21 protein-coding genes are annotated in these 25501 nt (G+C 65.3%); 8 read left to right on the top strand and 13 right to left on the bottom strand.

Annotation, left to right across the window (positions count from 1 at the left end; all coding sequences use genetic code 11):
- Positions 1–6: 6 nt before the first annotated feature.
- Together ACMZ6R_RS12380 and ACMZ6R_RS12375 are read left to right on the top strand one after the other, a co-directional pair.
- On the top strand, positions 7–2640 hold the full coding sequence (locus ACMZ6R_RS12380) for a M16 family metallopeptidase (RefSeq protein WP_416111854.1): 2634 nt from the start codon (positions 7–9) through the stop codon (positions 2638–2640).
- Positions 2641–2760: 120 nt separating this feature from the next.
- Positions 2761–3141, top strand: coding sequence for an OsmC family protein (locus ACMZ6R_RS12375; RefSeq protein WP_416111852.1), 381 nt, complete (start codon positions 2761–2763; stop codon positions 3139–3141).
- Positions 3142–3334: 193 nt separating this feature from the next.
- On the opposite strand, the gene ACMZ6R_RS12370 is transcribed toward ACMZ6R_RS12375, so the two are convergent.
- The 10 genes from ACMZ6R_RS12370 to ACMZ6R_RS12325 form a co-directional block, all read right to left on the bottom strand.
- A complete protein-coding gene (locus ACMZ6R_RS12370) occupies positions 3335–3814 on the bottom strand; it encodes an Ion channel (RefSeq protein ID WP_416111850.1) in 480 nt (159 codons plus the stop codon).
- Between the two features lie 106 nt (positions 3815–3920).
- Entirely contained in the window at positions 3921–5654 is a 1734-nt protein-coding gene (locus ACMZ6R_RS12365) for a phosphoenolpyruvate carboxykinase (ATP) (RefSeq protein ID WP_416111848.1), read from the bottom strand.
- A gap of 76 nt (positions 5655–5730) precedes the next feature.
- On the bottom strand, positions 5731–7338 hold the full coding sequence (locus ACMZ6R_RS12360; protein WP_416111846.1) for a sigma 54-interacting transcriptional regulator: 1608 nt from the start codon (positions 7336–7338) through the stop codon (positions 5731–5733).
- Entirely contained in the window at positions 7335–7937 is a 603-nt protein-coding gene (locus ACMZ6R_RS12355; RefSeq protein ID WP_416111844.1) for an indolepyruvate oxidoreductase subunit beta, read from the bottom strand. Before ACMZ6R_RS12355 ends, ACMZ6R_RS12360 begins: the two co-directional genes overlap by 4 nt.
- A complete protein-coding gene (gene iorA, locus ACMZ6R_RS12350; RefSeq protein ID WP_416111842.1) occupies positions 7934–9775 on the bottom strand; it encodes an indolepyruvate ferredoxin oxidoreductase subunit alpha in 1842 nt (613 codons plus the stop codon). Before iorA ends, ACMZ6R_RS12355 begins: the two co-directional genes overlap by 4 nt.
- A 186-nt stretch (positions 9776–9961) precedes the next feature.
- On the bottom strand, positions 9962–10624 hold the full coding sequence (locus ACMZ6R_RS12345; RefSeq protein ID WP_416111840.1) for a tetratricopeptide repeat protein: 663 nt from the start codon (positions 10622–10624) through the stop codon (positions 9962–9964).
- A gap of 198 nt (positions 10625–10822) precedes the next feature.
- Entirely contained in the window at positions 10823–11812 is a 990-nt protein-coding gene (locus ACMZ6R_RS12340; protein WP_416111838.1) for a chemotaxis protein, read from the bottom strand.
- A gap of 28 nt (positions 11813–11840) precedes the next feature.
- Entirely contained in the window at positions 11841–12710 is an 870-nt protein-coding gene (ispH, locus tag ACMZ6R_RS12335) for a 4-hydroxy-3-methylbut-2-enyl diphosphate reductase (protein WP_416111836.1), read from the bottom strand.
- A complete protein-coding gene (locus ACMZ6R_RS12330; RefSeq protein WP_416111834.1) occupies positions 12707–13702 on the bottom strand; it encodes a tRNA dihydrouridine synthase in 996 nt (331 codons plus the stop codon). Before ACMZ6R_RS12330 ends, ispH begins: the two co-directional genes overlap by 4 nt.
- A 57-nt stretch (positions 13703–13759) precedes the next feature.
- The gene (locus ACMZ6R_RS12325; protein WP_416111832.1) at positions 13760–13903 is read right to left on the bottom strand and encodes a DUF3096 domain-containing protein; all 144 of its coding nucleotides are present in this window, start codon (positions 13901–13903) and stop codon (positions 13760–13762) included.
- Positions 13904–14103: 200 nt separating this feature from the next.
- Here ACMZ6R_RS12325 and nhaA point away from each other — a divergent pair, with 200 nt between their 5' ends.
- The gene (gene nhaA / locus ACMZ6R_RS12320) at positions 14104–15507 is read left to right on the top strand and encodes a Na+/H+ antiporter NhaA (RefSeq protein ID WP_416111830.1); all 1404 of its coding nucleotides are present in this window, start codon (positions 14104–14106) and stop codon (positions 15505–15507) included.
- Positions 15508–15547: 40 nt separating this feature from the next.
- Here the strand turns inward: nhaA and ACMZ6R_RS12315 are convergent, their stop codons facing one another.
- The 3 genes from ACMZ6R_RS12315 to ACMZ6R_RS12305 form a co-directional block, all read right to left on the bottom strand.
- Positions 15548–16306: a Rossmann-like domain-containing protein gene (locus ACMZ6R_RS12315; protein ID WP_416111828.1), complete on the bottom strand. Its 759-nt coding sequence runs from the start codon at positions 16304–16306 to the stop codon at positions 15548–15550.
- A 306-nt stretch (positions 16307–16612) separates the two neighbouring features.
- On the bottom strand, positions 16613–17197 hold the full coding sequence (locus ACMZ6R_RS12310) for a TIGR00730 family Rossman fold protein (protein ID WP_416111826.1): 585 nt from the start codon (positions 17195–17197) through the stop codon (positions 16613–16615).
- Positions 17198–17270: 73 nt separating this feature from the next.
- Complete coding sequence (locus tag ACMZ6R_RS12305) at positions 17271–17756, bottom strand: hypothetical protein (RefSeq protein WP_416111825.1); 486 nt, start codon at positions 17754–17756, stop codon at positions 17271–17273.
- A 118-nt stretch (positions 17757–17874) separates the two neighbouring features.
- Here ACMZ6R_RS12305 and uvrB point away from each other — a divergent pair, with 118 nt between their 5' ends.
- Genes uvrB through ligA form a run of 5 tightly spaced genes read left to right on the top strand, consistent with a single transcriptional unit; the run spans position 17875 to position 25370 of the window.
- Positions 17875–19905, top strand: a complete 2031-nt coding sequence (uvrB, locus tag ACMZ6R_RS12300) for an excinuclease ABC subunit UvrB (RefSeq protein WP_416111823.1) — start codon at positions 17875–17877, stop codon at positions 19903–19905.
- A gap of 22 nt (positions 19906–19927) precedes the next feature.
- Positions 19928–20962 (top strand): potassium channel family protein, encoded by a 1035-nt coding sequence (locus ACMZ6R_RS12295; RefSeq protein WP_416111821.1) that lies wholly within the window; start codon positions 19928–19930, stop codon positions 20960–20962.
- Positions 20959–21708 (top strand): hypothetical protein, encoded by a 750-nt coding sequence (locus ACMZ6R_RS12290; RefSeq protein WP_416111819.1) that lies wholly within the window; start codon positions 20959–20961, stop codon positions 21706–21708. The genes ACMZ6R_RS12295 and ACMZ6R_RS12290 overlap by 4 nt, the downstream gene beginning before the upstream one ends.
- A 12-nt stretch (positions 21709–21720) precedes the next feature.
- On the top strand, positions 21721–23292 hold the full coding sequence (locus tag ACMZ6R_RS12285; RefSeq protein ID WP_416111817.1) for a glycosyltransferase family 2 protein: 1572 nt from the start codon (positions 21721–21723) through the stop codon (positions 23290–23292).
- Complete coding sequence (gene ligA / locus ACMZ6R_RS12280) at positions 23289–25370, top strand: NAD-dependent DNA ligase LigA (protein WP_416111815.1); 2082 nt, start codon at positions 23289–23291, stop codon at positions 25368–25370. The genes ACMZ6R_RS12285 and ligA overlap by 4 nt, the downstream gene beginning before the upstream one ends.
- Positions 25371–25501 lie beyond the last annotated feature (131 nt).

The raw sequence follows: 25501 nt of genomic DNA, 5'->3' as shown, positions 1-25501 counted from the left end.
CCCCTGATGCGTTGGCGTTTTTCCCTTTTCCTTCTCACGTCGCTGCTCGCCCTGGCCGCTGTCGCGGCCGCCGCCGGGCCGCCGCATGTCGTGCGCCTGCCGAACGGCCTGACCGTCATGGTCATCGAGGACAACCGCTTCCCGCTGGTGTCCGAACGGCTTTTCGTCCATGCCGGCTCGGGCTACGAAACGCCCAAGCAGGCGGGGCTAAGCCACCTGCTCGAACACATGGTCTTCAAATCCACCGCCAAACGTCCGTCCGGTCAGGTGGCTTCGGACGTCGAGGGCGCCGGCGGGGAGCTCAATGCCTCCACCAGCTTCGACAGCACCACCTTCCGGGTGGACATGCCGGCGGACCGCTGGAAACTCGGCCTCGACGTCATCAAGGACATGATCTTCGGGGCAAAATTCGTGCCCGGGGAACTCGATTCCGAACGCAAGGTGGTGTTGTCGGAACTGGCCCGGGGTCGGGACAATCCCGACAACCGGCTGTTCCAGATGACCCAGGCCATGGCCTGGCCCGGCCAGTCCTACGGCTGGCCCATCATCGGTTTTCCCGAGACGGTCTCGAATTTCACCGCCGACGACCTGCGCGCCTACGTCAAGGAACGCTACCAGCCCCAGTCCATGCTGCTGGTGGTCGCCGGCAAGGTGCGGGCCGAGGATGTCGAGCAGGAGGCTGGGGAACTTTTCGGCTCCCTGGTCAACGACCGGCCCCAGACGCCGGTCGTCCCCTACGTCCAACCCGGCATGGCGGTGGGGCAACCCATGGTCGAGGTGGAATACGGGCAGTGGAACAAGGTGCGCCTGCAGCTTTCCTTTCCCACGCCCGGCATCCGCGCCGCCGACGAGGCTTCCCTCGACGTGCTGGCCCAGCTTTTGGCTGGGGACGAGACCAGTCGGCTGTACCGCACGTTCAAGTACGACAAGAAGCTGGTCGACGACATTTCCTGCACTTCGATGACGTTGGAGCGGGGCGGGCTTTTCATTATCGACGTTTCCCTGGACGCCAAGAACGTGGCCGCCTTCTGGCAGGGCCTGCTCACGGAACTGGCCCATCTGCGGGGCGCGTCGTTTACCGACCATGAACTGGCCCGGGTCAAGCTCAATATCGAGGACGGCCTGTACCGGGCCAAGGAAACCCTGGCCGGAATGGCCATGAAGGCGGGCTATTTCCGTTTCTATGGCTATGATCCCAACGGCGAGGCCAACTATCTGCGTTCCGTCCATCTGGTGGACCAGAAGTCCCTGCAGGCCGTCATCGAGGCCACGCTTCGCCCCGAGCGCCGGTTGGTCGCCGCCTTGGTGCCCAAGGTCGACGAAAAGGTGGTTACGGCCGACGGGCTGACCGCCATGGCCAACAAGGCCTGGCCAGCACCCAACGCGGCCGCAGCCACGACGACTCAGGCTGCCGGCGGCGTGGCCGCGCCCGAGGTGGCGGATCTCGGCGGCGGGCATACGCTGGTGCTGTTGCCCGACAAGACGCTGCCCTACGTGTCCGTGTCCCTGGTCTACAACGGTGGGGACGCGCTTTTGGCCCCAAACAGGCAGGGACTGGCGGAACTCGTGGCCAACAGCCTGACCACGGGCACGAAGAAGCTTTCGGCCAACGCCTTGGAGGATTTTCTGGCCGACCGCGCCGCCGACCTTTCCGCGACGGCCGGGCGCGATGCCTTTTCCGTGTCGGCGAAGTTTCCCAGCCGGTTCCAGAAAGACATGTTCGGCCTTGTTTCCGATGTGCTGCTGACCCCGGCTCTTTTGCCCTCCGAGGTCTCGCGCGAGGTGTCGGACCAGCTCGCGGCCATCAAATCCCAGGAGGACAAGCCGCTCGGACTCGCCTTCCGCAAGCTCTTCCCGTTCCTGTATACCGACACCGCCTATGCCTATACGCGCCTGGGCCAGCCGGACACGGTACGGACCTTCACGGCCGCGGACGTCGCCGGCTTCTGGACGGCTCAGAGGCAGCGGCCCTGGGTCCTGGCCGTGTGCGGCGATTTCGATCCCGCCGCCGTGCGCGCCCTGGCCGATAAGCTGGCCAAGGCCGACGGTCCGGCCAAGCCGTTTAGCTTCGCCACGCCCAAGTGGGGCGAGAAGCGCGAGGATACCGTGCATCTCCCCGGGCGCAACCAGACCCATCTGCTCATGGTCTTTCCGGTGCCGGGGCTGCGCTCGCCGGACACCCCGGGTCTCGAGCTCTTAAACAACGTCCTGGCCGGGCAAAGCGGGTTGCTTTTTTCCCGCCTGCGCGACGGCGAGAGCCTCGGGTATTCCGTGACCTCGTTTCTCTGGCAGTCGGACACGACCGGCTTTTTGGCCTTCTACATCGGCACCTCGCCCGACAAGGCCAGTGCGGCCCTGGACGGATTTACGCGGGTGGCGGCCCAGCTGCGCCAGACCCCGCTTCCCGACGAAATGATGCTGCGGGCCAAAAACGTCCTGTCCGGGGATTATTACCGGGACCGGCAGGCGCTTGCCTCGCGTAGCGCCGAGGCGGCCCGGTCGCTGTCCCAGGGCCTGCCGCTGGACAACGACCGCCGGGTGGTCGAGGCGGCCCAGTCGCTCACCCCGGAAAACCTCAAGGCTCTGGCCGAGAAATACCTGAAGCCGGAGGCGGCCTACGTCTTCAAGGTGCAGCCCTGACCCGGCGTCGCAACCCGATCAAGCCTTTGGCCCCGGTTTCACGACCGGGGCCTTTTTCTTGAAATCGTAAACGATCTGTGCCAGTTCCAAGGAAACAGGCACAACGGGGAGGGACTTGTCATGATACGATGCCGCACCCTCGAGACACCGTTTCAGGTGGAGTTTGCATGCGGCGGGCATACCGGCGTGTGCGACGCGACTCCGGACAAGGGCGGGCAAGGCCAGGGCTTTCGACCCCACGAGCTGCTGGAAGCGGCCCTGGGTTCTTGCACGTCCATGATCGTCACCATCTACGCCAAAAATCACGGCATCGCGCTTACGGGCGTCAGCGTCGACGTGTCGCTCGATCGCAGCGAACCCGGGACCACGGCCTTTGACTGCGCGATCACGCTCTCCGGCGACCTGACCGACGAGGAGCGCCGGCGCCTCTTGCGCGCGGCCAGGGCCTGCCCGGTGCGCAAGACGCTTTCCGCCAAGCTGGTCTTTCGTGAACAGGGGTAATGGAGGATTGGATGCCTCCGGCGGCCAAAGGGCTCACGTCCTTTGGAATCCCTTAAGGATCTCGCGGTATTGCTTTGCCGCGAATTCGAATCGTAAACATCCCCTGTCACCGTGAAAGTTTTTTGCGGAGGGGGTCCGGGGGGGGGGCTTTTTTTCAAAAAAGCCCCTCCCCCGGCAACGTACCCATTCTTCCCTAGCGCAGGTTGTTGGCGGTGATGAGCCGCACCAGGATGACGATGAGGCAGGCGGAAAAAACGCCGAGGGTCAGGTAGCCGAAGAAGGCTTCCGAGGCGGCGAGCAGGCGCAGGCTTGGCGTGGGAATGCAGTCGGTGCAGCCGGTGTTGGTGAAAAGCGAGACGCTCAGGTACAGGCAATCCCGGAAGGATTCCGTGAGCCGGTTGTTGCAGACGATCTGGAAGGCCATGAACGTCCGGGCATAGCCGGCCACGACGCAGGCGGCGTAGACCGGCAGGGACACGGCCAGGACGACGAGGCTGCGAAAGAGCACCAACGACAGCAGGATCAGCGTCGGGAAGGTGATGGAAAAGGCGAAGGCCAGAAAGATGACCTGGTCGGGCGTCGTGGTCTTGGCCTGGCTCAAATAGACCAGATAGATGAGAAACGGCAATGATACGGCTAGGCCGACCAGTCCGAGAATGGAGCGAAGGCTCATGACGCGGCACGCCTTTTTGCGCTTGCTCCCCCGCTTCGGGGCGGCCGGGAGGTTGTGGACAACGAAAAGCCGGCAGCCGTGCGCATACGTTGGTTCTTGCCGGCGCTTATGCCCGGGCCATAAGCGCGTTGACAAGCTTCATGAGGAGTTCCGGCCTGTTGTGTAAGTCGGAATTCTGCAAGAACACCCGGCGCTGGTGAAACCGGTCTTTGAGGGTTTCCAGATACCGGTCGCGGTTTTCCACGTTCTCGGGATCGTAGGCCGCGGCATAGCCCGGCAAGAGCCGTTCCACGCTTTCCTTTTCCGGAATCTGGGCGCCGGGGAGCAGGTCCCAGTCGCGCCAGGCAAGCTGGTCGAGGAGCAGGGCGGTTTGCAGGGTCAGCGAGGTGGCCAGCGGAATCTTGCGCAGGTCCCTGTCCGACGACTTCCAAAAGCCCACGGAATTGAAGGCGTAGCCCACGGCGCCGGCCACGAACACGTTCAGGAAAGCCTCCACGTCCTTCCACAGCTCATAGACCCGGAAGGGGTTGGCGAAGGGCTCGAAAACGAGCTTTTTGAGTTCGTCCTCGCTGACGTTCTCGGCCAGGTTGCGCCGGGTCATCAGCGACGCGCCCATGGCCACGGCCAGTCCCCGGTTGGCGAAACGCACCACCGGCGGCAGGCAGGTGTCCTTCATGAGCCAGACCATGATGTCGGGAAAGGCGCAACGGTTGACGTAGGCCCCGAGCAGGTCGCGGTCGATGAGCGCCCGGCCGTTGGGGTTGCGCACGTCCTGTCCGAGCGGCAGCACCTTGCCGTCGGACTCGGTGAGGGCCAGGTTCATGGCCGAAATCGTGTAGCGCCAGTCCGGATGCCCCAGCGGCCGGGAGTCGGTCTTGTCGAAAAGCGTGGGCTCCCAGACCCGGCAGACCTTGCCGGCGCAGTCGATCTGGAAGGCGTCGTCGTGGAGCACCACCTTGGAAAAGCCCGCCGGCAGCGTGCCGCCGTTGTCGTGGGAATTGGTGTGGGACGACTTGCCCGTGCCGGAAAGGCCGAAAAAGGCGATGGAACGCTTGCCCTTGGAATTGACGTCCGGGTCCTGGCAGCCGGAAAAGTCCATTTCCTTGATGCCGCCGTGGCAGGCGGCCATGCCGAGCCGCATGCCCGAGGTCCAGGCCAGGGTCAGGGTGCCCTTCTTGCGTTCGCCGAAATAGCGCATGCCGAGGTTGAAGATGACGTTGGCTTCCTCGTCGACCAGGGCCAGTTGGGCGCCGCCCTCGTTGTGGTAGTACGGGTCGGTCGTGGTCCATTGGTTGAAGCCCACGACCAGGATGTCGGGGATCGGCAGCGCCGGGCTTTTGGCGTAGACCTCGGCCAGCTCTTCGTACGGGGTGAAGTTGGCCAGCCAGTTGAAGACGTTGACCGCGTCGTCCTCGGTGGTCACGAAGGTGGCTTTGAGCATGAGGTCGGCGTCGAGGCCGAGAACCGCCTCGGCCTTGATCAGCGGATAGCGCTGCATATCGTAGACGGCCTCGCGCAGGTCCGCTTCCACCTTGCGCCGCTCGCTCGGCTCCATGCGGTTGTAAAAGCGCCTGGCCTTGGCCGTGCGGCCGACGATGCGGCCGTGGCAGTTGTCGATGACCGTCGCGCCTTCGGGCAGCCCCAGACGCCGGGCCGCCGGGGGATAGATCGGCAGGTCCGTGTCCATGACGTCATGCTGCTTCCTGGCCAAGGCATAGGCCTCGGCCGCCGTGACCTTGCGCACGCGGCGATCCAGGCAAAGCGTTTGGGCGATGGAACGCAGCGGCGGCATCCTGGTCATGTCGTCGCGGTAGTAATCATGACTGGCGCGGCTGGCCATGAAACCTCCGATGGGAGATGGATTGGCGTATGATCGTACGCGGTTGGCTGGGTAGGGTAAACCGTTTTCTGGACAATCAGCTGTGGCGGCCGGGGGTGAAACGCTTGGGGTCGATACCGTACTTCTTGACCTTGTAGTTGACCACCCGGTAGCTCTCGCGCAGGTTGCGCGCGGCCTGATACATGTTGCCCCTGGCCTTTTTCAGGGCTTCCACCAGCAGCTCGGTCTCGAAATCGGCCACGGCCTCGCCAAAGGACAGGGACGGTTCCGTGTCCGAGGATTCCCCGGTCTGGAGGGTCGGGGGCAGGTGGTAGGTGCGCAGCACGGCCTCGTCGCACATGGTGGCGGCCCGCTCCATGCAGTGGGCCAGCTCGCGGACGTTTCCCGGCCAATGGTACTGGTTGAGCAGATCGATGGCCGGGGTGGAGATGCGGCGCACGTTGTTGCCCGTACGGCGGGAGAATTCCTCCAGAAAGCGCTCGGCCAGGGGCAGGATGTCGCCGGTGCGTTCCCGAAGCGGCGGCACGAAGATCGAGAAAACGCCCAGGGCGTAATAGAGGTCCTCCAGGAATTCGTTCCTGGCCAGGGCGTCTTCCAGGGAGGTGCGGGTCGCGGCCACCATGCGGGCGTCCACGGGCACCGGCGCGTCGCCGCCGAGCCGTTCCACGAAGCCTTCCTGGATGATGCGCAGCACCTGCTTCTGGGCGCTTAGGGGCAGTTCGTCGATGTCGTCGAGAAAGACGATGCCGCCGGCCGCCAATTCGAATATGCCCCGCCGGGAGCGGGTGGCTTTGGAGCGTTCGCCCTTTTGCACGCCGAAGAGCGCTTCCAGCACGGCTTCCGCCGGCTTGTCGCCGCAGGCCAGACGCACGAAGGGGCGATGGCGACGGTCGCCCTGGGCGTGCAGGTAGCGAGCCAGGGTTTCCTTGCCCGTACCTTCCTCGCCGCGAAGGAGCACCGGGTCGCCGGCGTCCGCCGCCTGGGCGATCTGGCGCAACACCAGACGCATGCTCTTGGACGCGGCCACGGGTGTGATGATTTCACTTTCGGCCGATGGTTCCCCCGTTTCCGGTTTGGTCTCCACGGGTTGGGGGGCAACGGCCGGACGGCGCCGGGACCGGTCCAGCTCGTCGCGCAGACGCAATGCGCCGTTGCCGATGACCGCGCCGACCACGCTCAGAAATTCCCGTTGGGCTTCCAGAAAGACCATGGGCGCCTTGGGCAGGTCGACGCTCAAGGCCCCGACCACGCCGGTGCGGCTGACCGGTTCGAAGCCCTCGACCTGGCCATCCGGCTCGGGCACGGTCACCGGCACGCAGATGTAGGACAGGCTGGTCAGCTCCTCGGGGGGGCGGCCCAGGAAGTCCGGGTGGTCCTTGATGTCCTGGAGCACCAGGGACCGCCTGGAACCGATGACCTGGCCGGTGGACAGCGGGGCCGGACCATAGAGATGGTCCAGCCCCTGGTCCTTGCCGTGGGACAGGATGATGCGCGCGCCTTCCTGGGGCAGGTCGTGCAACTCCAGGCAGGCGCGCCGGTAGCCCAGGGTTTCGACCAGGATGGCCAGGGCGTTTTCGAGTCCCCTGCGCACGGCCCGACCAGGGCCCGTTACGGCCGCGATGCGCGAAAGCGCCCGGTAGAAGGCCGGACCGGCGCTGTCGAAGGAAGTGAGCGGATCGATCACGCCGCCTGACCCGTAGCTGCCGCCGCAGCCCCAAGCTCGAGAGCATTGAGGTTGAGCGGGACGATCTTGGGCTTCAGGTATTTCTCCACGGACCGGATCAGGGCGTCGACGCCGAACGGCAGCGCGCCGCAGGCGGCGGCCGCCGCGATCAGCACCATGTTGGCGGCCTTGGCCGTGCCGGCCTGTTCGGCCAGGCTGATGCAGGGCACCATGACCACCCGGGCGGCGAAGCCACGGGCGGTCTCGAGCACGGCGTCGAGGGGCGGGTAGCATTCCCGGCCCAGGCACACGCCGACCGGCTGGACGGATTCGCTGTTGCCGACCACAACCCCGCCGCGCTTAAGCATCGGTAGGGCGCGCAGGGTTTCGAGCAGTTCGAAGCCGAGCAGCACATCGGCCTCGCCCTTGGAAATGACCGGGCTTTTGTAGCCGCCGATCAGGATGGTCGACTCCACCACGCCGCCGCGTTGGGCCATGCCGTGGATTTCGCCGGCCGTGACGGGAAGTCCCGCGTCCAGGGCGGTGCGGGCGAGCAGGGTGGTGGCGGTGAGGGTTCCCTGGCCGCCGACGCCGGTGAGGAAAATGCGCGCGCGGTTCATCGGGCCTCCTTCTTGCCGGGCTTGATCTCGGCAGAGAGCTGCACGCAGTACATGCAGCCGTCGCATTGTTCGGCGTTGATGGTGAAAACGCCCTCTACCATGGCAAAGGCCGGGCAGGCCAGACTGTCGCGCACGGTGAGGCAGGCGGCCGGATCGCCGGTCACCCGGGCGGGCGGGGTCTTTTTGGCCTGGCCCACGCGGCGGGCGTGGATGGGGCAGGGATATTGGGCGATGAGCACGCGGGGGCCGGACTGGCCGGCGAATTCCGTAAGCGCCGCGATGGTCGCCTTGTGGTTGAGCGGGTTGACCTTGACCGGGGTGATGCCGCAGGCCCTGATCAGCGCCGAAAGGTCCACCGGATTGGGGTTTTCCCCGAAGATGGTGGTGTCGACGCCGGGGTTGGGCTGGTGGCCGGTCATGGCCGTGGTGCGGTTGTCCAGGATCACGATCAGGATGTCGTGGTTGTAGGCCACGGCGTCGATAAGGCCCGTGATGCCGGAATGAAAGAAGGTGGAGTCGCCGATAAAGGCCACCACCGGCTTGCCCGAGGCCCGGGCGAAACCCGCGCCGGCGGAGATCGACGAGCCCATGCAGAGAAGAAAGTCGGCGGCCCGGAAAGGCGGCAGAAACCCCAACGTGTAGCAGCCGATGTCCGAGGAATAGACGGCGTCGTCGCCGAAGACTTCGCGCACGGCGTAGTAGGCGGCCCGGTGGGGGCAGCCGGCGCACAGGTTCGGCGGGCGCTTCGGCAGGTCGGCCGGCACGGACAGGGTTTCGACGACGGCGGTCTCGCGGCCGAGTGCGGCATTGACCGCAGCGCGCACGTTGACCGTGGCGTATTCGCCAAGGCGCGGCAGGTGCGGCCCCTTGCCGATAATTTCCACACTGATGGCGCGTTTCTGGGCCAGGGCGCGGATCTCGTTTTCCAGCACCGGCTCCAGTTCCTCGACGATGACCACCTTGCGGCACTTGCCCAGGAAATCGGCGATGCGGTTTTCCGGCAGCGGATAGCTCATGCCCAGTTCGAGCACGCGCACCGCGCCTTCCAGCCCATCTTCTTCCAGCACGTCGGCGAGGTAATTGCGGGCCGCGCCCGAGGCGATGAAGCCGACCTCGCCCGCGCCGCGCACGGTGTTGTAGGGCGAGGTTTCGGCCGCCTCGCGCGCCTTTTCCAGGCGTTCGAGCAGGCGCACATGCATGGGCCGGGCCGAAGCGGGCAGCGGCACGTACTTGGCCGGATTTTTCGCAAAGGGTTTTGCGGCCGGCGTGTCCGGCAGGGCGCCGAAGGTCACGGGGCCGCGCACGTGGTTGACGCGGGTGGTGGTGCGCAAAAGCACCGGCGCTTCGAGGCTTCGGGAAAGGAGCAGGGCGTCGCGGGCCATGTCTTTGCATTCCTGGGCCGTGGCCGGCTCGAAGCAGGGCAGTCCGCCGAGGCGCGCGTAGATGCGGTTGTCCTGCTCGTTTTGCGAGGAATGGCAACCGGGGTCGTCGGCCGAAAGCAGGATCAGCCCGCCCGGAGCCGTGACGTAGGCCAGGGTCATGAGCGGGTCGGCGGCCACGTTGACGCCGACGTGTTTCATGGTCACCAGGGCGGGCAGCCCGGCCAGGGTCGCGCCGCCAGCCACCTCAAGGGCCACTTTCTCGTTGACCGAATACTCGAAGTAGTAGGGGCCGTCCTTGGACAAGCGGAAAAACGTGTCCGGCACCTCGGACGAGGGCGTGCCCGGATAGCAGGTCACGAACCGGACCCCCCCCTCGATGGCGCCGCGTGCGATGGCCTCGTTGCCAAGCAGAAGCAGCGTCTCTCCGGCTGCCGCGGTCAATAATTCCTTACCCACGTACAAACCTCCGACGGAAAATGGACGCCGCGTCGGCGTCCTGCCATTCCCGGCGCGCCGGGAAGCGGGTTGCCGCCAAAAGCGGCTCGTGTTGCGTTCCCTGAAAACTACGGTCGTATTGAAAAAAAACGACACCCCAACGCGTTGTCTGCAAAACGCGTTGGGAGTAGTTTGGAGAACGAGGCGCTAGCTCTTTTTCTTGGCCGTGGTGTCGGCCTTGGCCTTGAGTTCGCTGATCTTGGTGTCGATGAAGGCGGCGTTGGTAATGTGGCCGCCGGCCTTGAGCCGCTCGAAGGCGGACAGGGCCTTTTGCCACTGCCCGGCGGCTTCGGCCGTGACGGCAAGCTGCTGGTCCACGGTCATGGTGAAGGCCTTGGGCGCGGTGACGCTCAGGTTCTCGAGCACTTCCACGGCCTTGGCATCCTGGCCGGACTTGGACAGGGCCGTGGCGTAGCCCAGGGTGGCGATGGTCTTCATGCCGGCCGGGGCGGACTTGGACACGGCCTGCCAGGCGGTGGCCGCCTTGGCGTAGTCGCCCAGATCCTGGGCGGCCTTGGCGATCTCCAGGTCGATGCCGTCGCGGGCGCCGGCCGGGGCGGACTTGGCCAGGGCCTCCAGGGCGCTTAGGCGCTCGGCTCCGCTTTTGGAGGTGACGATGGCGCCCAGTTCGCTCTCGGCTTTTGCGACCTGGCTTTTCTGATACGTACCGTACAGGGCGTAGCCGCCGGCGGCGGCGACGATGACGATCACGGCGGTCAGGCATTGCTTCCAGTAGCGGATGGGCATCTCCAGCAAGGAGTTGATGTCGTTCACGGTTTTACCGTCTTGCGACGCAGAAGAATCAGTCATGGGAAACGCCTCCGAAGCGCATGGGTTTTCTGAAAAAAGCGCATCAGATAAGCATAAATGCGGGCACGTGTCAAAAGGGATGCCCGGCTGGCGGCGCAGCACGACAGGCGCGGCACTGTTCGCGGGCGGTGGCCTGCGGTCCGGCGCAAAGACCTCACCGGGAATACGAAGACGGTCCCCCTCGGGAGGGGAAAGGGGTCAGGCGGCGGTTTGAGCCCCGATTTTCTGTTCGATGAGGGCCTTGGCCCGCATGGCCAGTTGGCTGACGTCCGGCTTGGAAATCTGGTCGTCCGCACCCACGGCCTCGCCCTTGTGGCGCAGCTTGTCCGTAATGAGCGAAGAGAAAAGGATCACGGGCAGCTGCTTGAGGGAGGGGTCTTCCTTGATGCGCTTGGTCAGGTTGTGGCCGTCCATGGCCGGCATCTCGATGTCGGCCACCATGACATGGATGTAGTCGCTAAGCGGCCGGCTCTCGGTCTCGGATTTTCCCTTGATCTGCAACAGCAGTTCCCAGGCTTCGCGGCCGTTCTGCACGGCCGTGACGTCGAAGCCCGCCTTTTGCAGCAGGTCCTTTAACATCTCGCGCACCAGCACCGAGTCGTCGGCCACCAGCGCCCGGTAGCGGCTGGAGGAGTCCCATTGGATGCTCATGTCCAGGCGCAGGCCGAGGTTCGGGTTGAGGTCGGCCACGATTTTTTCCAGGTCGAGCAGAAATACGATGCGGTCCTCGAGCTTGACCACGCCGGTGATGCAGTCGCCGCTCATCTTGGACACGTAGCGATTGGGCGGCTCCACGGCCTCCCAACTCATGCGGTGGATGCGGGTGACGCCGGAAACGAGAAAGGAGGTGGTGACGTTGTTGAACTCCGTGACGATGACCTTGGGCGAGTCCGTCTCCTGGCGCGTCTTGTCGAGCCATACGCTCAGATCGACCAGCGGGATGATGTGGTTGCGCAGGTTGAACGCGCCAAGCACGCTCGGATGGGAGACCTCGGGCATGGCCGTGATCTTGGGCAGCCGGATGATCTCCAGAACCTTGGCCACATTGACCCCGTAATAGCCGCGATACTTGCCGGAAGTCTCCGGCGTGTCGTTGGTGAACGAGGAGGGAGCTGGTTCGTCGATGAAAAACTCCACGATTTCCAGCTCATTGGTGCCGGCTTCGAGCAGAATATTGGTCTGGGACATGCTTGTCTCCGGGCGTAGGCCGTTTCAATTAAAACGCTTCCAGCACCTGTTGCACGCTGTCAATGATTTTCTTGGGTGTTGAAGCGCCGGCTGTCAAGCCGATTATGCGTTTGCCGGCGACCATGTCCGGAGAAAGCTCCTCGGCCGTTTCGACATGGACGCAAGGGGTGCCGGCGGTCCGGGCCACCTGGGCCAGCCGTCTGGTATTACCCGACTCCCGGCCGCCGACCACGACCATGAAGTCGACGGTGGCGGCCAGATCCATGGCCTCCTGCTGGCGGTTCATGGTGGCGTTGCAGATCGTGGACAGCACGGTGAGCCCCGGGCCGAACCGGTCCTTCAAGAAGTCGCGGATGCGCAGGAATTCCATTTCGTCCTGGGTGGTCTGGGCAGCCAGGAAGTAGGTCGGCCCCTCGGCCAGATCCAGGCTTTCGAGTTCCTTCAGGGAGCCGAAAACGCGGGCTCCGGCCGTGGCGTAGCTTAAAAGTCCCTTGACCTCGGGGTGGTCCGCCTCGCCGAAAAGAAGCAGCTCATGGCCCAGATTCGCCTGGGCGGAGATGAGGGTCTGGGCCTTTTTCACCTTGGGGCAGGTGGCGTCCACGATCCTGGCCCCCCGGGCCGCGATTTGCCGGCGCACCGGCTCGGGAATGCCGTGGGCGCGGATGACGACCGTGGCCCCGGCCGGGATGTCGGTCGGATCGTTGACCACGCGCACGCCCTTGGCCGCGTATTCCGCCAGCACCTGCGGGTTGTGGATGATGGGGCCGAAGGTGAGGAGTGCTGCGCCCTGGCCGTTTTTTTGCGAACGTCCGGGCGGGACGATGAGGGCGGCCAGCTTTTTAAGCGCCAGGTCCACGCCCATGCAGAAGCCGGCGGTTTCGGCGCGCAACAGTTTCATTCGGCGTCTCCGGTTGTCGCGACCGATTCGTGGCTTAAGTGTTCGGCCGCGTTGATGATGGCGTCAAGTTCTTCCCAGGCTGTACAGTGGCAAAGCCTGTCCCGCAAGGCGCGACAGCCCGGAAGTTCGCGCAGATAGCGGGGCACGGCCGTGCGCATGTTCAGGAGCGCCCGCCGGTCGTCGGCATACGTGCGGCACAAGGCGGCATGGCGGCGGATGACGTCGCAAATGGGGGGGATGGGCAGATCGGGCAGGCCCTGCCCGGCCCGCAACAGATTGGCGTGACGGGTGAAAACGCGCGGGTCGGCCAAGGCCCCCCGGGCATACATGACCCCCGCCGCGCTGGTGCGCGCCAGGCAATCCGCTGCGTCGTCGGCCGTCATGAGGTCGCCGCTGGCCAGGACCGGCACCGTGGCCTCGGCTGCGAAAGCGGCCAGTCGGTCCCAATCGGCCCGGCCCGAAAAGCCCTGGCTGGCATGGCGGGGATGCAGGGTCAGCCAAGCCACGCCGGCTTCGGTCAGCCGGTCGCGCAGGGCCAGGGCGCAAAAATCGGGCGGCTTGGGGCCAAGGCGCAGCTTGACGCCCACCCGGCCGTCGCCGGCGGCGTCGACCATGGCCCGGGCGCAGGCCACAAGCCGGTCCGGATCGCCGAGCAGGGCGGCCCCGGCCCCGGTTTTCACCACCTTGCGCACCGAACAGCCGCAGTTGAGGTCGAAAAAGGCGTATCCTTCCCCGGACAGGGCGGTCACGGCCCGGGACAGGTAGTCCGGGTCGGCTCCGAACAGCTGGACAACCAGCGGCGCGTCCGGGGGCGCGGTGGCCAGCAGCCGCTTGGTGTTGCGGGAATCGTAAAAAAGCCCCTTGGCGCTGACCATTTCGGTCACGGCCACGGCAGCGCCCAGCTCCCGGCACAATAGCCGGAAGGGCAGATCGGAAAACCCGGCCAGCGGGGCCAGCCACGGGTCGTTTGGGGCAATGGGAAGAGACGGCATGAAAAAATCCTTGGCCGGCTGTATCCCAAGGCCGGGACGGGGGCAACCGGGGCCGGATCAGAATCGGCCGTGGGTCAGGCCCAAAATGCCTACGATGATGAGGTAGATGGCCACGATATAGTTGAGCAGGCGCGGCATGATCAGGATCAATATGCCGGCGATGAGCGCCATGACGGGCTGCAATGAAACGAACATCGGCATAAAGCCTCCAAGGCTGCGGTTGGCCGCGCATGCGGCAACGGGCGGTTGCCCATGTTGGACCTATACAGCGAGTGGAACCGGGCAACAAGCAGAAACGGTTGTGTGCAACCGTTCGTAAAATGTGGTTGCGGTTGCGCCGGGCAGGCGTTTTCCATTACCCTGATGGCAGCAATACCAAAGAATATGTCGCAAGGAGCTCCATGAATACGTCTAACGCCACGGAACACGAGGCGATACCGCTGATCGAGCAGGCCCTGGCCCCTTTCGTGCGCTTCAGCCGGGTGGAAGCCTCGGGGGGGCTGGTGCTCATCGCCTGCACGATCCTCGCGCTTCTCTGGGCCAATTCCCGGTTCGCCCCGTCCTATTTCGCCCTGTGGGAGACCCCTGTCACGGTCGGTTTCGGGGACATGGTCCTGTCCAAGACGCTGCTCCACTGGATCAACGATGGGCTTATGGCTGTCTTTTTCTTTACCGTGGGCCTGGAAATCAAGCGCGAGGCCCTGGTTGGCGAACTCAATTCCCCGGCCCAGGCGGCCCTGCCCGTGGCGGCGGCCGTGGGCGGCATGGCCGTGCCCGCCGCGCTCTACGCTTTTTTCAATGCCGGCACGCCGTCCGTGGCCGGCTGGGGCATCCCCATGGCCACGGACATCGCCTTCGCCCTGGGCATCCTGTCCCTGCTCGGCCGGCGCGTCCCGTCCGGACTCAAGGTGTTTCTGGCCGCGGTGGCCATCGTGGACGACATCGGGGCCGTGCTGGTCATCGCCGTTTTCTACAGCGGCGACCTCTCGCTTATTTGCCTGGCCGTGGGCGGGGCCATGTTCGTCTGCATGCTGGGGGCCAATGTGGCCGGCGTGCGCCATCCCGTGGTCTATCTGCTCCTTGGCGCCGTGCTTTGGCTGGCGTTTCTCAAATCCGGCGTGCACGCCACCATCGCCGGGGTGCTGGCGGCCATGGCCATCCCGGCCCGGACCCGTATCCCTGGCGAGGCTTTCGTGGCCAGGGTCCGGCGGTTGCTCGGCTGTTTCGAGCATGCGAACGGTTCCGGCCGGCCGCTTCTGGCCGACAAGGCGAGGCTCTCCGCCATCGGGGCGGTGGAGGACGCCTGCCACAAGGCCAGCCCCCCTCTGCCGCGCATCGAGCACGGGCTGCATCCCTTCGTGGCCTATGCCGTCATGCCGCTTTTCGCCCTGGCCAACGCCGGGGTGCCGCTTGCCTCCGGGGCCGGCAGCGGCCTGGCCGAACCCGTTTCGCTCGGCATCCTGGCCGGTTTGGTCATCGGCAAGCAGGCCGGGGTGTTTCTCGCCTGCTGGACCATGTTCAAGCTGCGCCTGGCCGCCATACCGGAAGGGCTGCGCGCCGGACATTACTACGGTGCGGCCTGTCTGGCCGGCATCGGTTTCACCATGTCCATCTTCATCGCCGGGCTGGCCTTCGGCGACCAGAGCGCCCTGGACGCCAAGGCCAAGCTGGCCATCCTGGCCGCGTCGACGATTTCGGGCCTGCTCGGGTACCTGATCCTGCGCGCCGTCGGCCCGGGGGATGCCCCGGCCTCGAACGACGACGGCATCTCCGGCGGCGACGGCACGTGTCCGTCGAAGTACTAAGGGAGAAAAGGAGGAGGTAAAGAACGCTCAAACGACTCCGTTACGCGCCCGGCCGGGTCCAGGCCGTCTGGCGCACGCCGGAGAGTCCCTTGAAGCATTTGCCGGCCCGGATGCCGGCAAGCGCCGCCTGGGGATCGGGCACGGCGCAACCGGCCAGCACAGCGATGCCGCAGTCGAAGAGCGAGGCGGCAAACGGCGTGGTGGGGCCGAGCATGACCACATAGGCGTCCTTGCGGCAGCTGGCCAGAAGTCCGGCCAGGGTGCCGTTTAAAAGCGTGGTGCCGGTGACGGCCACGACGTCGGCCTGGGGCAGCACCTCGCCGGACTTGGAGGCGGGCACGTCTCCGGGCCGGGGCCGCTTTTCCAATACCCAGAGCTCCTGGCACACGCCGCGCAGGGCGTCGACAAAGGGAAAATGACCGACCACGGCCACTTTCCTGCCTTTGCCCCGGGCCAGCATCAGTTCCTGGCCGTGGTGTTCGGTGACGTTTTCCGGGGCCGGCAGCAGGGCGTTGACCGCAGCCATGGCCAGGGAGGCGTTGTCGGTGTTGGAAACCTCGGGATCGGCCAGGGTGAGGGCCAACTCCTTGGCGCTTTGGGGCAGATTTTCCCGGGCCGGGCTGACGGGATCGAGGCCTGCGGCGATGTGGGAGACGAGGGAGGCCAGACCGCAATGGCGGGCGGATACGGCGGCCAGACAGTTGCCGGTGGTCACATCGGTGATGGGGGCATCCGCAACGCTCCGGACATCGTCCACGAGGGCCCGCAGGATGTCCTGTTGCGAGAGGGGCTGGGACATGCCGTACTCCTTTTGAGAGAGAATATCATTTTCAGTAAAGAAAGGAAAAAAATCCGTAACGGCCAATTCTTAATAGTCGTCGCGGCGGCGGGTGTAAAGTCGCAGGAACGTATAGGGACTAATAGGCTTCCGGGAAATTTTTAAAAGGAAGGTCTTCCCCTGTTGCTCTTCCCGGGATTTCACTCAAGGGAATGAGGTCTCTAACCAGCTACAAAAGCCAAAAGTTTTGGGGAGGGGAGAGCGCGAGAGGGGAACCCTTTTTTCAAAAAGGGTTCCCCTCTCGCTCCTCTTTCCCCTTCGCGCACCCTACGCCCGGGCGCGGGTGTCCACCCATTTTTCCACCCGGATGGGTTCGAAGGTGCGCATGGCCGCCAGCATTTCCTCGGGGGTTTCCGCGGACAGCACAAGACCTTTCTGTTTTTCCTTGATGAAGCCTTCCGTGGTCATGCGGTCGATAAAATGCAACAGCGGTTCGTAGTAGCTCTGCACGTTGAGCAGGCCGCAGGGTTTGGTGTGCAGGCCGAGCTGGGCCCAGGTGATGATCTCGCAGAACTCCTCCAGGGTGCCCATGCCGCCGGGCAGGGCGATAAACCCCTCGGCCAGCTCGGCCATGCGGGCCTTGCGCTCATGCATGGAGTTCACCACATGGATTTCCGTCAGGCGCGGATGGGCCAGCTCCTTGCGGCGAAGAAAATCCGGCAGCACGCCGATGGCCTTGCCGCCGGCGGCGAGCGTCGCGTCGGCCACCGCGCCCATGAGCCCGACACAGGCTCCGCCGTAGACGAGGGTGATATGCTCCTCGGCCAGCAACCGGCCCAGCCGGTTGGCCGCATCCACATAGGCCGGGTCGAGCCCGGACGAGGAACCGCAAAAAACACAGACGCTCTGCATGGGGCGCTCCGGAGGGGCCGCTTTCGCACGGCCCCGGTCTGGCGGATGGTGGGCAAGAACAGGGAATGTGCCGCTAATCCAATCCTTCGATGATGGGCTTGTGCTGGCTCAAGTCGAAATAGCCGCGCACGGGGAAGGATAGGGTGTAATTGGGGATCTTGTCGAAGCGGATAAAACCCACGCTTTTGCCTTCGGTCAGTTCGGACAGGGCGGTCAGCCCCAGTGGGATGGGCAGATTCAGGGCGCAGGCGTGGATCTCGGACAGCTTGTCCTTGTACCGGGTCTTGAGGTAGGTGACGAGCGCGTCGCGCTCCTCCTCGGTGAAGGATTCGAGCAGGATGCGTCGGCAGCTTTCGATGCTCACCGGCAGGTCGGGGTCCACCGGGTCCCCGATCAGGGCGCCCCAGTCGTAGATTTTTTCCTCGGCCGGGTCCCACTCCGGGCGAAACAGGTGGACGGTAACGTCCTTGCGGCCCTTGAAGCTTTTGATGACCATGGACACGGTCCAGGCCCGGTGTACGGGAAGGTTGAAATCAGCCGGAACGACGTCGATTTCCATGGGAGCGTCTCCTTGACACGGCAGGCTGACCCCGGCTGCGGCGCGGCGCAAGTGCCGGTCGAAACGCCACGGGGTTTTCGCTTTCGTTACGTTGACCGGGGATGTACAAAAAAACACCATGCTTTTCCAGCTTGAATCCGAATACAGTCCGCAAGGCGACCAGCCCGGGGCCATCGAGGCCCTGTCCTCCAACCTGTCCCAGGGCGTGCCGAGCCAGGTGCTGCTCGGGGCCACCGGCACGGGCAAGACCTTCACCATGGCCCAGGTGGTGGCCCGGTTGGATCGCCCGGCCCTGGTCATGGCCCCCAACAAGACCCTGGCCGCTCAGCTCTACAGCGAGTTCAAGGGGCTTTTTCCCAACAATGCCGTGGAGTATTTCGTCAGCTATTACGACTACTACCAGCCGGAAGCCTACCTGCCGCGTACGGACACCTACATTGAGAAGGATGCGTCCATAAACGACGACATCGACAAGCTGCGCCACGCCGCCACCCATTCGCTTTTGACCCGGCGTGACGTGCTTATCGTAGCCTCGGTGTCCTGCATCTACGGCCTCGGGTCGCGCGATTACTACGAGCGCATGGTGCTCTCCCTGGAAGTCGGCCAGAAGACCGGCATGGAGGCGGTGATTTCCCGGCTGGTGGAGATCCAGTACGAGCGCAACGACTACGACTTCCACCGGGGCGTGTTCCGTGTGCGCGGCGACGTCATCGAGCTGATTCCCGCCTACAGCCGGGATCGGGCCCTGCGCCTGGAATTTTTCGACGACGAGCTGGAATCCATCCTGGAGACCGATCCGCTGACCGGCGAGGTCCTGGGGGCCATGCAAAAGGCCATCATCTTTCCGGCCAGCCACTACGTGTCCGACCGCGACAACCTGAACCGCGCCGTTTCGGACATTCGGGAAGAGCTGCGCCTGCGCCTGACCGAGCTTCGGGCGGCAAACGACCTGCTGGCGGCCCAGCGCCTGGAAATGCGCACCATGCAGGACCTGGAGATGATCGAGGAGCTCGGCTACTGCAACGGCATCGAGAACTATTCCCGCCACCTGGACGGCCGCAAGGCCGGGGAGCCGCCGTACACACTGCTCGATTACTTCCCCGAGGATTTCATTCTTTTCGTGGACGAATCCCACATCACCGTGCCCCAGACCGGCGGCATGTACGCCGGGGACCGTTCCCGCAAGCAGACCCTGGTCGACTTCGGTTTCCGCCTGCCCTCGGCGCTGGACAACCGGCCGCTCAATTTCGAGGAATTCCTCGGCCGCATCGGCCAGGCCGTTTTCGTCTCGGCCACGCCCGGCGACTGGGAAGTGAATCGGTCCGAGGGCGTGGTGGTGGAGCAGATCATCCGGCCGACGGGCCTGCTCGACCCGGAGATCGAGGTGCGGCCGACCAAGGGGCAGGTGGACGACCTCATGGCCGAATGCCGGGTGCGGGCGGAGGCCGGGGAGCGGGTGCTCGTCACCACGCTCACCAAGCGCATGGCCGAAGAGCTCAACCAATACTTCAACTCCATGGGCCTGCGTGCGCGCTATCTCCATTCCGACATCGACACCCTGGAGCGGGTGGCCATCATCAAGGCCCTGCGCCAGGGCGAATTCGACGTGCTGGTCGGCATCAACCTGCTGCGCGAGGGGCTCGACATCCCGGAAGTGTCGCTGGTGGCCATCCTGGACGCGGACAAGGAAGGTTTTTTGCGCTCGGCCCGTTCGCTCATCCAGACCTTCGGCCGGGCGGCCCGCAATGCCGGCGGCCGGGTGATCCTCTACGCCGATACCGAGACCCGCTCCATGCAGGCGGCCATGGACGAGACGGCCCGGCGCAGGGAAAAGCAGGAGGCATCCAACCGCGAGGCCGGCATCACGCCCACCACCATCATCAAGAGCATGGACAGCGTGCTGGACAGCCTGTACGGGCAGGGGGCGCAGACGGCGGCCGGCGGTTCCCCGTCCATGTCGTCGCGTGGGGCTTCGGTGCACGAGGAAGCCGCAGCCTATGGCGGCATGTCCAAAAAGGCCCTGGAAAAAAAGATCAAGATGCTGGAGCGGGAAATGCGCGAAGCGGCCAAGGCTCTGGAATTCGAGAAGGCGGCTGCGTTGCGGGACCAGGTGGCGTCGCTGCGGGAGCGCTTGCTGGAGATGGGCTGAGATGTCGGACGGCCGCAATTTTATGCGCATGCATAGCCGGGCCGTGCGGCTGCACCACAGGTTGGGGACCTGGGGGCCGCTGCTTGGCGGCTTCCTCGCCCTGGCGCTGGTCTTCTGCCTGGGCGTCACGGGCTATATGTATGTGGAGGGCTGGAGCTTTTTCGACAGCCTCTACCAGGTCGTCATCACCCTTTCCACCGTAGGGTTCCAGGAAGTCTACCCCCTGTCCCATGACGGCCGCGTGGTCACCATGCTGCTCATCGTTTTGGGCGTGGGGGCCTTCGCCTATCTCGTCGGCTCCTTTACCCAGGTGCTGGTGGAAGGCCGGCTGCAACAGTATCTCGGGAGACGGCGCATGCAGAAAATCATCGACGGCCTGAGCGATCATGTCATCATCTGCGGCTACGGCCGCATCGGGTCCATCGTGGCCCGGGAGATTCTGGCCGAGAACATGCCCACCGTAGTCGTGGAGAACAGCGAGGAAGTCATACGGCTTCTCGACGAGCAGGGGATTCCCCACGTCTTCGGCGACGCCACGGCCGACGAGACGTTGCTGGCGGCCGGCCTGGCCCGGGCCAGGACCCTGGTCGCGGCCCTGACCCAGGAGGCGGCCAACGTCTACGTGACCCTGACCGCGCGCCAACTCAATCCGGCCATCCGCATCGTGGCCCGGGCCGACGCCTTGGGCCACACCCAGCGCCTGCAACGGGCCGGGGCGGACCAGGTGCTCGTGCCCCATCTCTACGGCGGCGTGCGCATGGCCCAGTCGGTGCTGCGGCCCACGGTCACGACCTTTCTGGAGCTGGCCGGCCGGGGGGGCGGCGAAGTCGACCTGCAAATGGAAGAGTTGCAGGTGACGGAGACGTCCGATTTCGTTAATCAGAACCTCATCGAGGCCCGCATCCGTCCCCGTTTCAACCTCATCATCATCGCCATCAAGAAGGCGTCCGGGGAGATGATTTTCAATCCGTTGCCCCAGGCCATTCTCGAAGCCGGGGACACCATGATCCTGGTCGGCCGCACGGAAGGGCTCGACGGTCTCAAGGAGGTCCTTTGACCCCGGCGGACGCCATCCGGCCGCTGATCGTCATCCTGCACTACGGCAATCCGGCCGTGACCAGGCGGCTGGCTGACCAGCTGGCCCAAAGCGATCCCGATCCGCAACTTGCCGCGCGGGTGCTGGATAACGCCGCGCCCGATCCCTTTCCCGACGCCTGGAAACGGCTGCCCGAAAATTGCTATTGGGCCGGCGCGCTGGCCCAGGCCGCCATCCTGGCCAGGGACATGGGCAAGACCCATTTGTGGTTTTTCAATAACGACATCCTTTTTACGAGCCGGCCGCCGCATCTGGCCCGGGCGCTCGGGCGTCTGGCCCGGCTGGAGGCGACCGTGGGGCGCGTGGGGCTGTATTCCCCGGCCTTTGCCGGGAGTCCCTACCATCCGCAGATGATGGCCAAACCGGGCAGCCAGTATCGCCTGGTGCGCGTCATGGACGGCGTGGCCCCGCTGGTCTCCCTGGACTGCCTGGACGCTGTCGGCGGTCTGGATGTGGACGACAATCCCTATGGCTACGGCGTGGACGTCTGGCTGTCGGCGCGGGTGCACCAAGCCGGCTGGAAGCTGGTGGTGGACCAGACCATGATCGTGCGGCATCGCCACCACACCGCCGCCAGGGAGGTGCGCGGATTCCTGGACACCGCCGCCCGGGCCGAGGATCTCTATCTGCGAAAGCGGCTGGGGCCGGATTGGCGTGAGCGCGTCAAAAGCTGGCAGGCTGACTGTGAGGACGTGGACAGGCTGTAGAAGGGAGGGGACATGGGGCCGTACGACTTTTTTTTGCCGCCGGCATTCGACGCCCTGCCCGAAGCCGTGGCCGAAGGACTGCTTATCGGCTGTCTGGCCCGCAATCAGGCGGCGCGCCTCGGCCTGGAGGCCCTGCGCTCCAAGGGACCGCAAGCCGCTGCGACCGCCCGGCTGGGCCTCGATCTGACGCTTCTGGCTTTTGACCTCGATCCTCTCAATGCCGAACTGGCCAAGGCCATCCTGACCATGACCGCCGGACAGAACGGGCTGCTGTCCGCTGCCGCCCGGGCGGCGCTTGGCGTGGCGGCGAACGCGCCGTGGGCCGCGCCGTGGCGACAGGCGCTGGACGACGCCGCCCGGACCGGGGATTGGGCAGGGTTTCTCACGCGCTACGACGCTTCCTGGCCGACGGACGGCGCGCCGCTGGCCTCGCGGGTGCTCGGATTGGCCGCCGTGGCCAGCGGGGACCCTAACCGTCTCGCGGCTTGGAGAAAGTGCCTCGCTTCCGCGACCACGCCGGGGCTGCATTGGCTTGCGGTCCAGGCCGACATGCGCCTGGGAGGCCGGGAAGCCGGCATGGCGGCGCTTCGCGATTACCTTGACCATTGGCCGTGGAACGCCGGGGCGCTGCTCGTCCTGCACGACCTGGCGCGCGGCCTGGACACGGCGCGTACGCCGCTGCCCGGCGAACTGGCGATCTTTCTCTACACCTTCAACAAGGCCGACGACCTGGGCCGGACCCTTGAGGGCGTGCTGGCGAGCGCACTCGATCGGTACCGCATCTTCGTGCTGGATAACGGCTCCACCGACGCCACGCCCGAGGTGCTGGCCGCTTTTGGCGACCGTATCGGGACGGAGCGGTTTTTCACCGTGTGCGCGCCGGTCAACGTGGGCGCGCCGGCCGGCCGCAACTGGCTCAAGCATTTGCCCGAGGCGCAGAGAGCCGATTTCGTGGCCTATCTCGACGACGACCTGACCCTGCCGCCGGACTGGGCGCTTCGCCTCGGCGCGGCCGTGGCCGCCTATCCCGAAGCCGGGGTCTACGGCTGCCGCATCAGCGATGCCGGCAGCCCGGCCGTGCTCCAGGCGGCCGAGCTCCATCTCGCGCCCGGGGCCCCTGGTCAGCCCTTTGCCGCCACGGACTTGCATCTGCAAGGCCCGGATCTGGGCCAGTTCACCTTCTGCCGGCCGTGCCTGAGCGTCACCGGCTGCTGCCACCTCTTTTCCCGGCAAGCCCTTGATGCCGGCGGGGATTTCGACATCCGCTTTGCGCCGTCCCAGTTCGACGATTTCGACCGCGACCTGCGCGCCGCCCTGGCCGGACGCTTTGCCGTATGCCAGGGCCATCTGGCCGTGGGCCATGCCCGCAAAAGCGGGGCCGACACGAGGCGAAGCCGCGTCGCCGGGGCCAATGCCCACGGCAATATGCTCAAGCTCCAAGGCAAGTACGATGCCGGCGAGATCAAACGGTTGCGCCGGGAACAGCGCATCCGGCTCTTGACCGATATCCGCAAAAAAGCCATCTGGCTCTCCCGCCGCGACACCGCGCGCGGCAGCGAAACGCCAAAGGATGGGGGCTTATGAGCGAGGGAAAAGACGCCGCCGCGCGCCTGCGCGAACTTCGGGCGCAAATCCACGAACACGACTACCGCTATTACGTCCTGGACGACCCGGTCATCGAGGACGCGGCCTACGACGCCCTCTACCGGGAGCTCAGGAAGCTGGAAACGGCCCATCCCGAACTCGACGACCCCAATTCGCCGACCAAGCGCGTCGGCGGCACGGTGTTGCCGGCCTTTGTCTCCAAGCCGCACCGGCTGGCCATGTACAGCCTGGACAACGCCATGAGCGAGGAGGAGTGGCAGGATTTCGTGACCCGGGCGGCCAACAAGCTGGAAAAGGAAGGGCAGCCCTTCACGCGCACCTTCTGGGTCGACCCCAAGTTCGATGGTCTGGCCTTGGAGATCATTTACGAAAATGGTGTCTATGTCGGGGCGCTCACGCGCGGCGACGGCGAAGTGGGCGAAGACGTGACCGAAAACGTGCGCACGGTCAAAAACGTGCCGCTCGATTTGCGGCCCCATGCGGTAAGGGCCAACCTGCCCGTGCCGGCGCTGCTCGAGGTGCGCGGCGAAGTGGTCATGACGCGCCAGGACTTTTACGAGCTCAACGAGCGCCAACGGGAGCAGGGGGGGAAGATTTTCGCCAACCCGCGAAACGCCGCCGCCGGTTCGGTGCGCCAGCTCGATTCGAAAATTTCCGCCAGCCGCCCCCTGACTTTTTTCGCCTACGCCATCGGCGAAAAGGATTGGGCCGGCGCGGACCCGGGCTGGACCACCCATTCCGGCCTCATGGCCGGGCTCGGCAAGCTCGGCCTGCCCGTGGCCAGGGAAGGCAAGGTCGCCACGGAAAGCGAGGTCTATCCCTATTTCAAGACCATGGGCGTGCGCCGGCCGGACCTGCCCTTCGAGATCGACGGGGTGGTGGTCAAGGTGGACAGCCTCGCCGACCAGGAGGCGCTCGGATTCACCGGCCGGGCCCCGCGTTTCGCCATCGCGCTCAAGTTTCCGGCCCACGAGGCCGAGACGGTGCTTAGACGCATCGAGGTGCAGGTGGGCCGCACGGGCGTTTTGACGCCGGTGGCCATCCTCGAACCCGTCTCCCTGGCCGGTGTGACGGTGTCCCGGGCGACGCTGCACAACGAGGACGAGATCAAGGCCAAGGACCTGCGCGCGGGCGACATGGTGGTGGTGCGCCGGGCCGGGGACGTCATCCCCGAGGTGGTCCGGGTGGTGCCGGAAAAACGCCTGCCGGACGCCGAGCCGTTTCCTTTCCCGCACATCTGTCCGTCGTGCCATTCCCCCGCCGTGCGCGCTCCGGGCGAGGCGGCCTGGCGCTGCGTCAACCTGGCCTGCCCGGCCATGCTGCGCCGGGGCATCGCCTATTTCGTGTCCAAGTCGGGCCTCGACATCGAAGGCATCGGCAACAAGTGGGTGAAAACGCTCATCGACAAGGGCATGGTGAAAACTCCGGCCGATCTCTTCAACCTGACCGAGATGGACCTCATCCCCATGGAGCGCATGGCCGAGAAGTCGGCCGCCAATTTCGTGGCCGCCGTGGAAAAGGCCCAGCAAAACGCCAGCCTGGCCAAACTCATCGCCGCGCTCGGCATCCGGCAGGTCGGCACGCGCACGGCCCGGACCCTGGCCGAACATTTTCGCGACCTCGACGGACTTGCCGCCGCCACGTCCGAGGATCTGACCGCCTTGCCGGACATCGGCCCGGAAGTGGCGGGTTCGATCCGCGAGTTTTTCGACAACGCCGCCAACCGTGAACTCCTCGAACGTTTTCGGCAGATCGGCCTGTGGCCCGTCAGCGAGCCCAAAACCGCCGTTCCCCCCGAAGCCACGCCCCTTGGCGGCAAGAAGTTCCTTTTCACCGGCACGTTGCCCGGCCTGTCCCGGGAAAAGGCCCAGGCGCTGGTGGAGGCCGCCGGCGGCCGGGTCGTGTCCGCCGTCTCCAAAAAGCTCGACTACCTCGTCGTTGGCGCGGACCCGGGCTCCAAACTGGCCAAAGCGCAATCCCTCGGCATCACCATTATGGATGCCGATGAATTTCAAAAATTATTGGAGGAGGGAAGTGCGAGAGGGGAAACCCTTTAAAAAGGGTTGTCCCCTCTCGCGCTCTCCCCTTCCTAAAGTTTCTAACGAGCTGGATGATAGTTGGATAACATCCTGTGACCGTTAAAAGTCTTGGGAAGGGGGGCCTGGGGGGAAACCTTTCTTCAGAAAGG

It is taken from the genome of Solidesulfovibrio sp. C21 (assembly GCF_047785625.1).
Lineage (GTDB): Bacteria > Desulfobacterota > Desulfovibrionia > Desulfovibrionales > Desulfovibrionaceae > Solidesulfovibrio.
The sequence above is the reverse complement of the archived record's forward strand: the minus strand, read 5'-3'. Positions and strand labels throughout refer to the sequence as shown.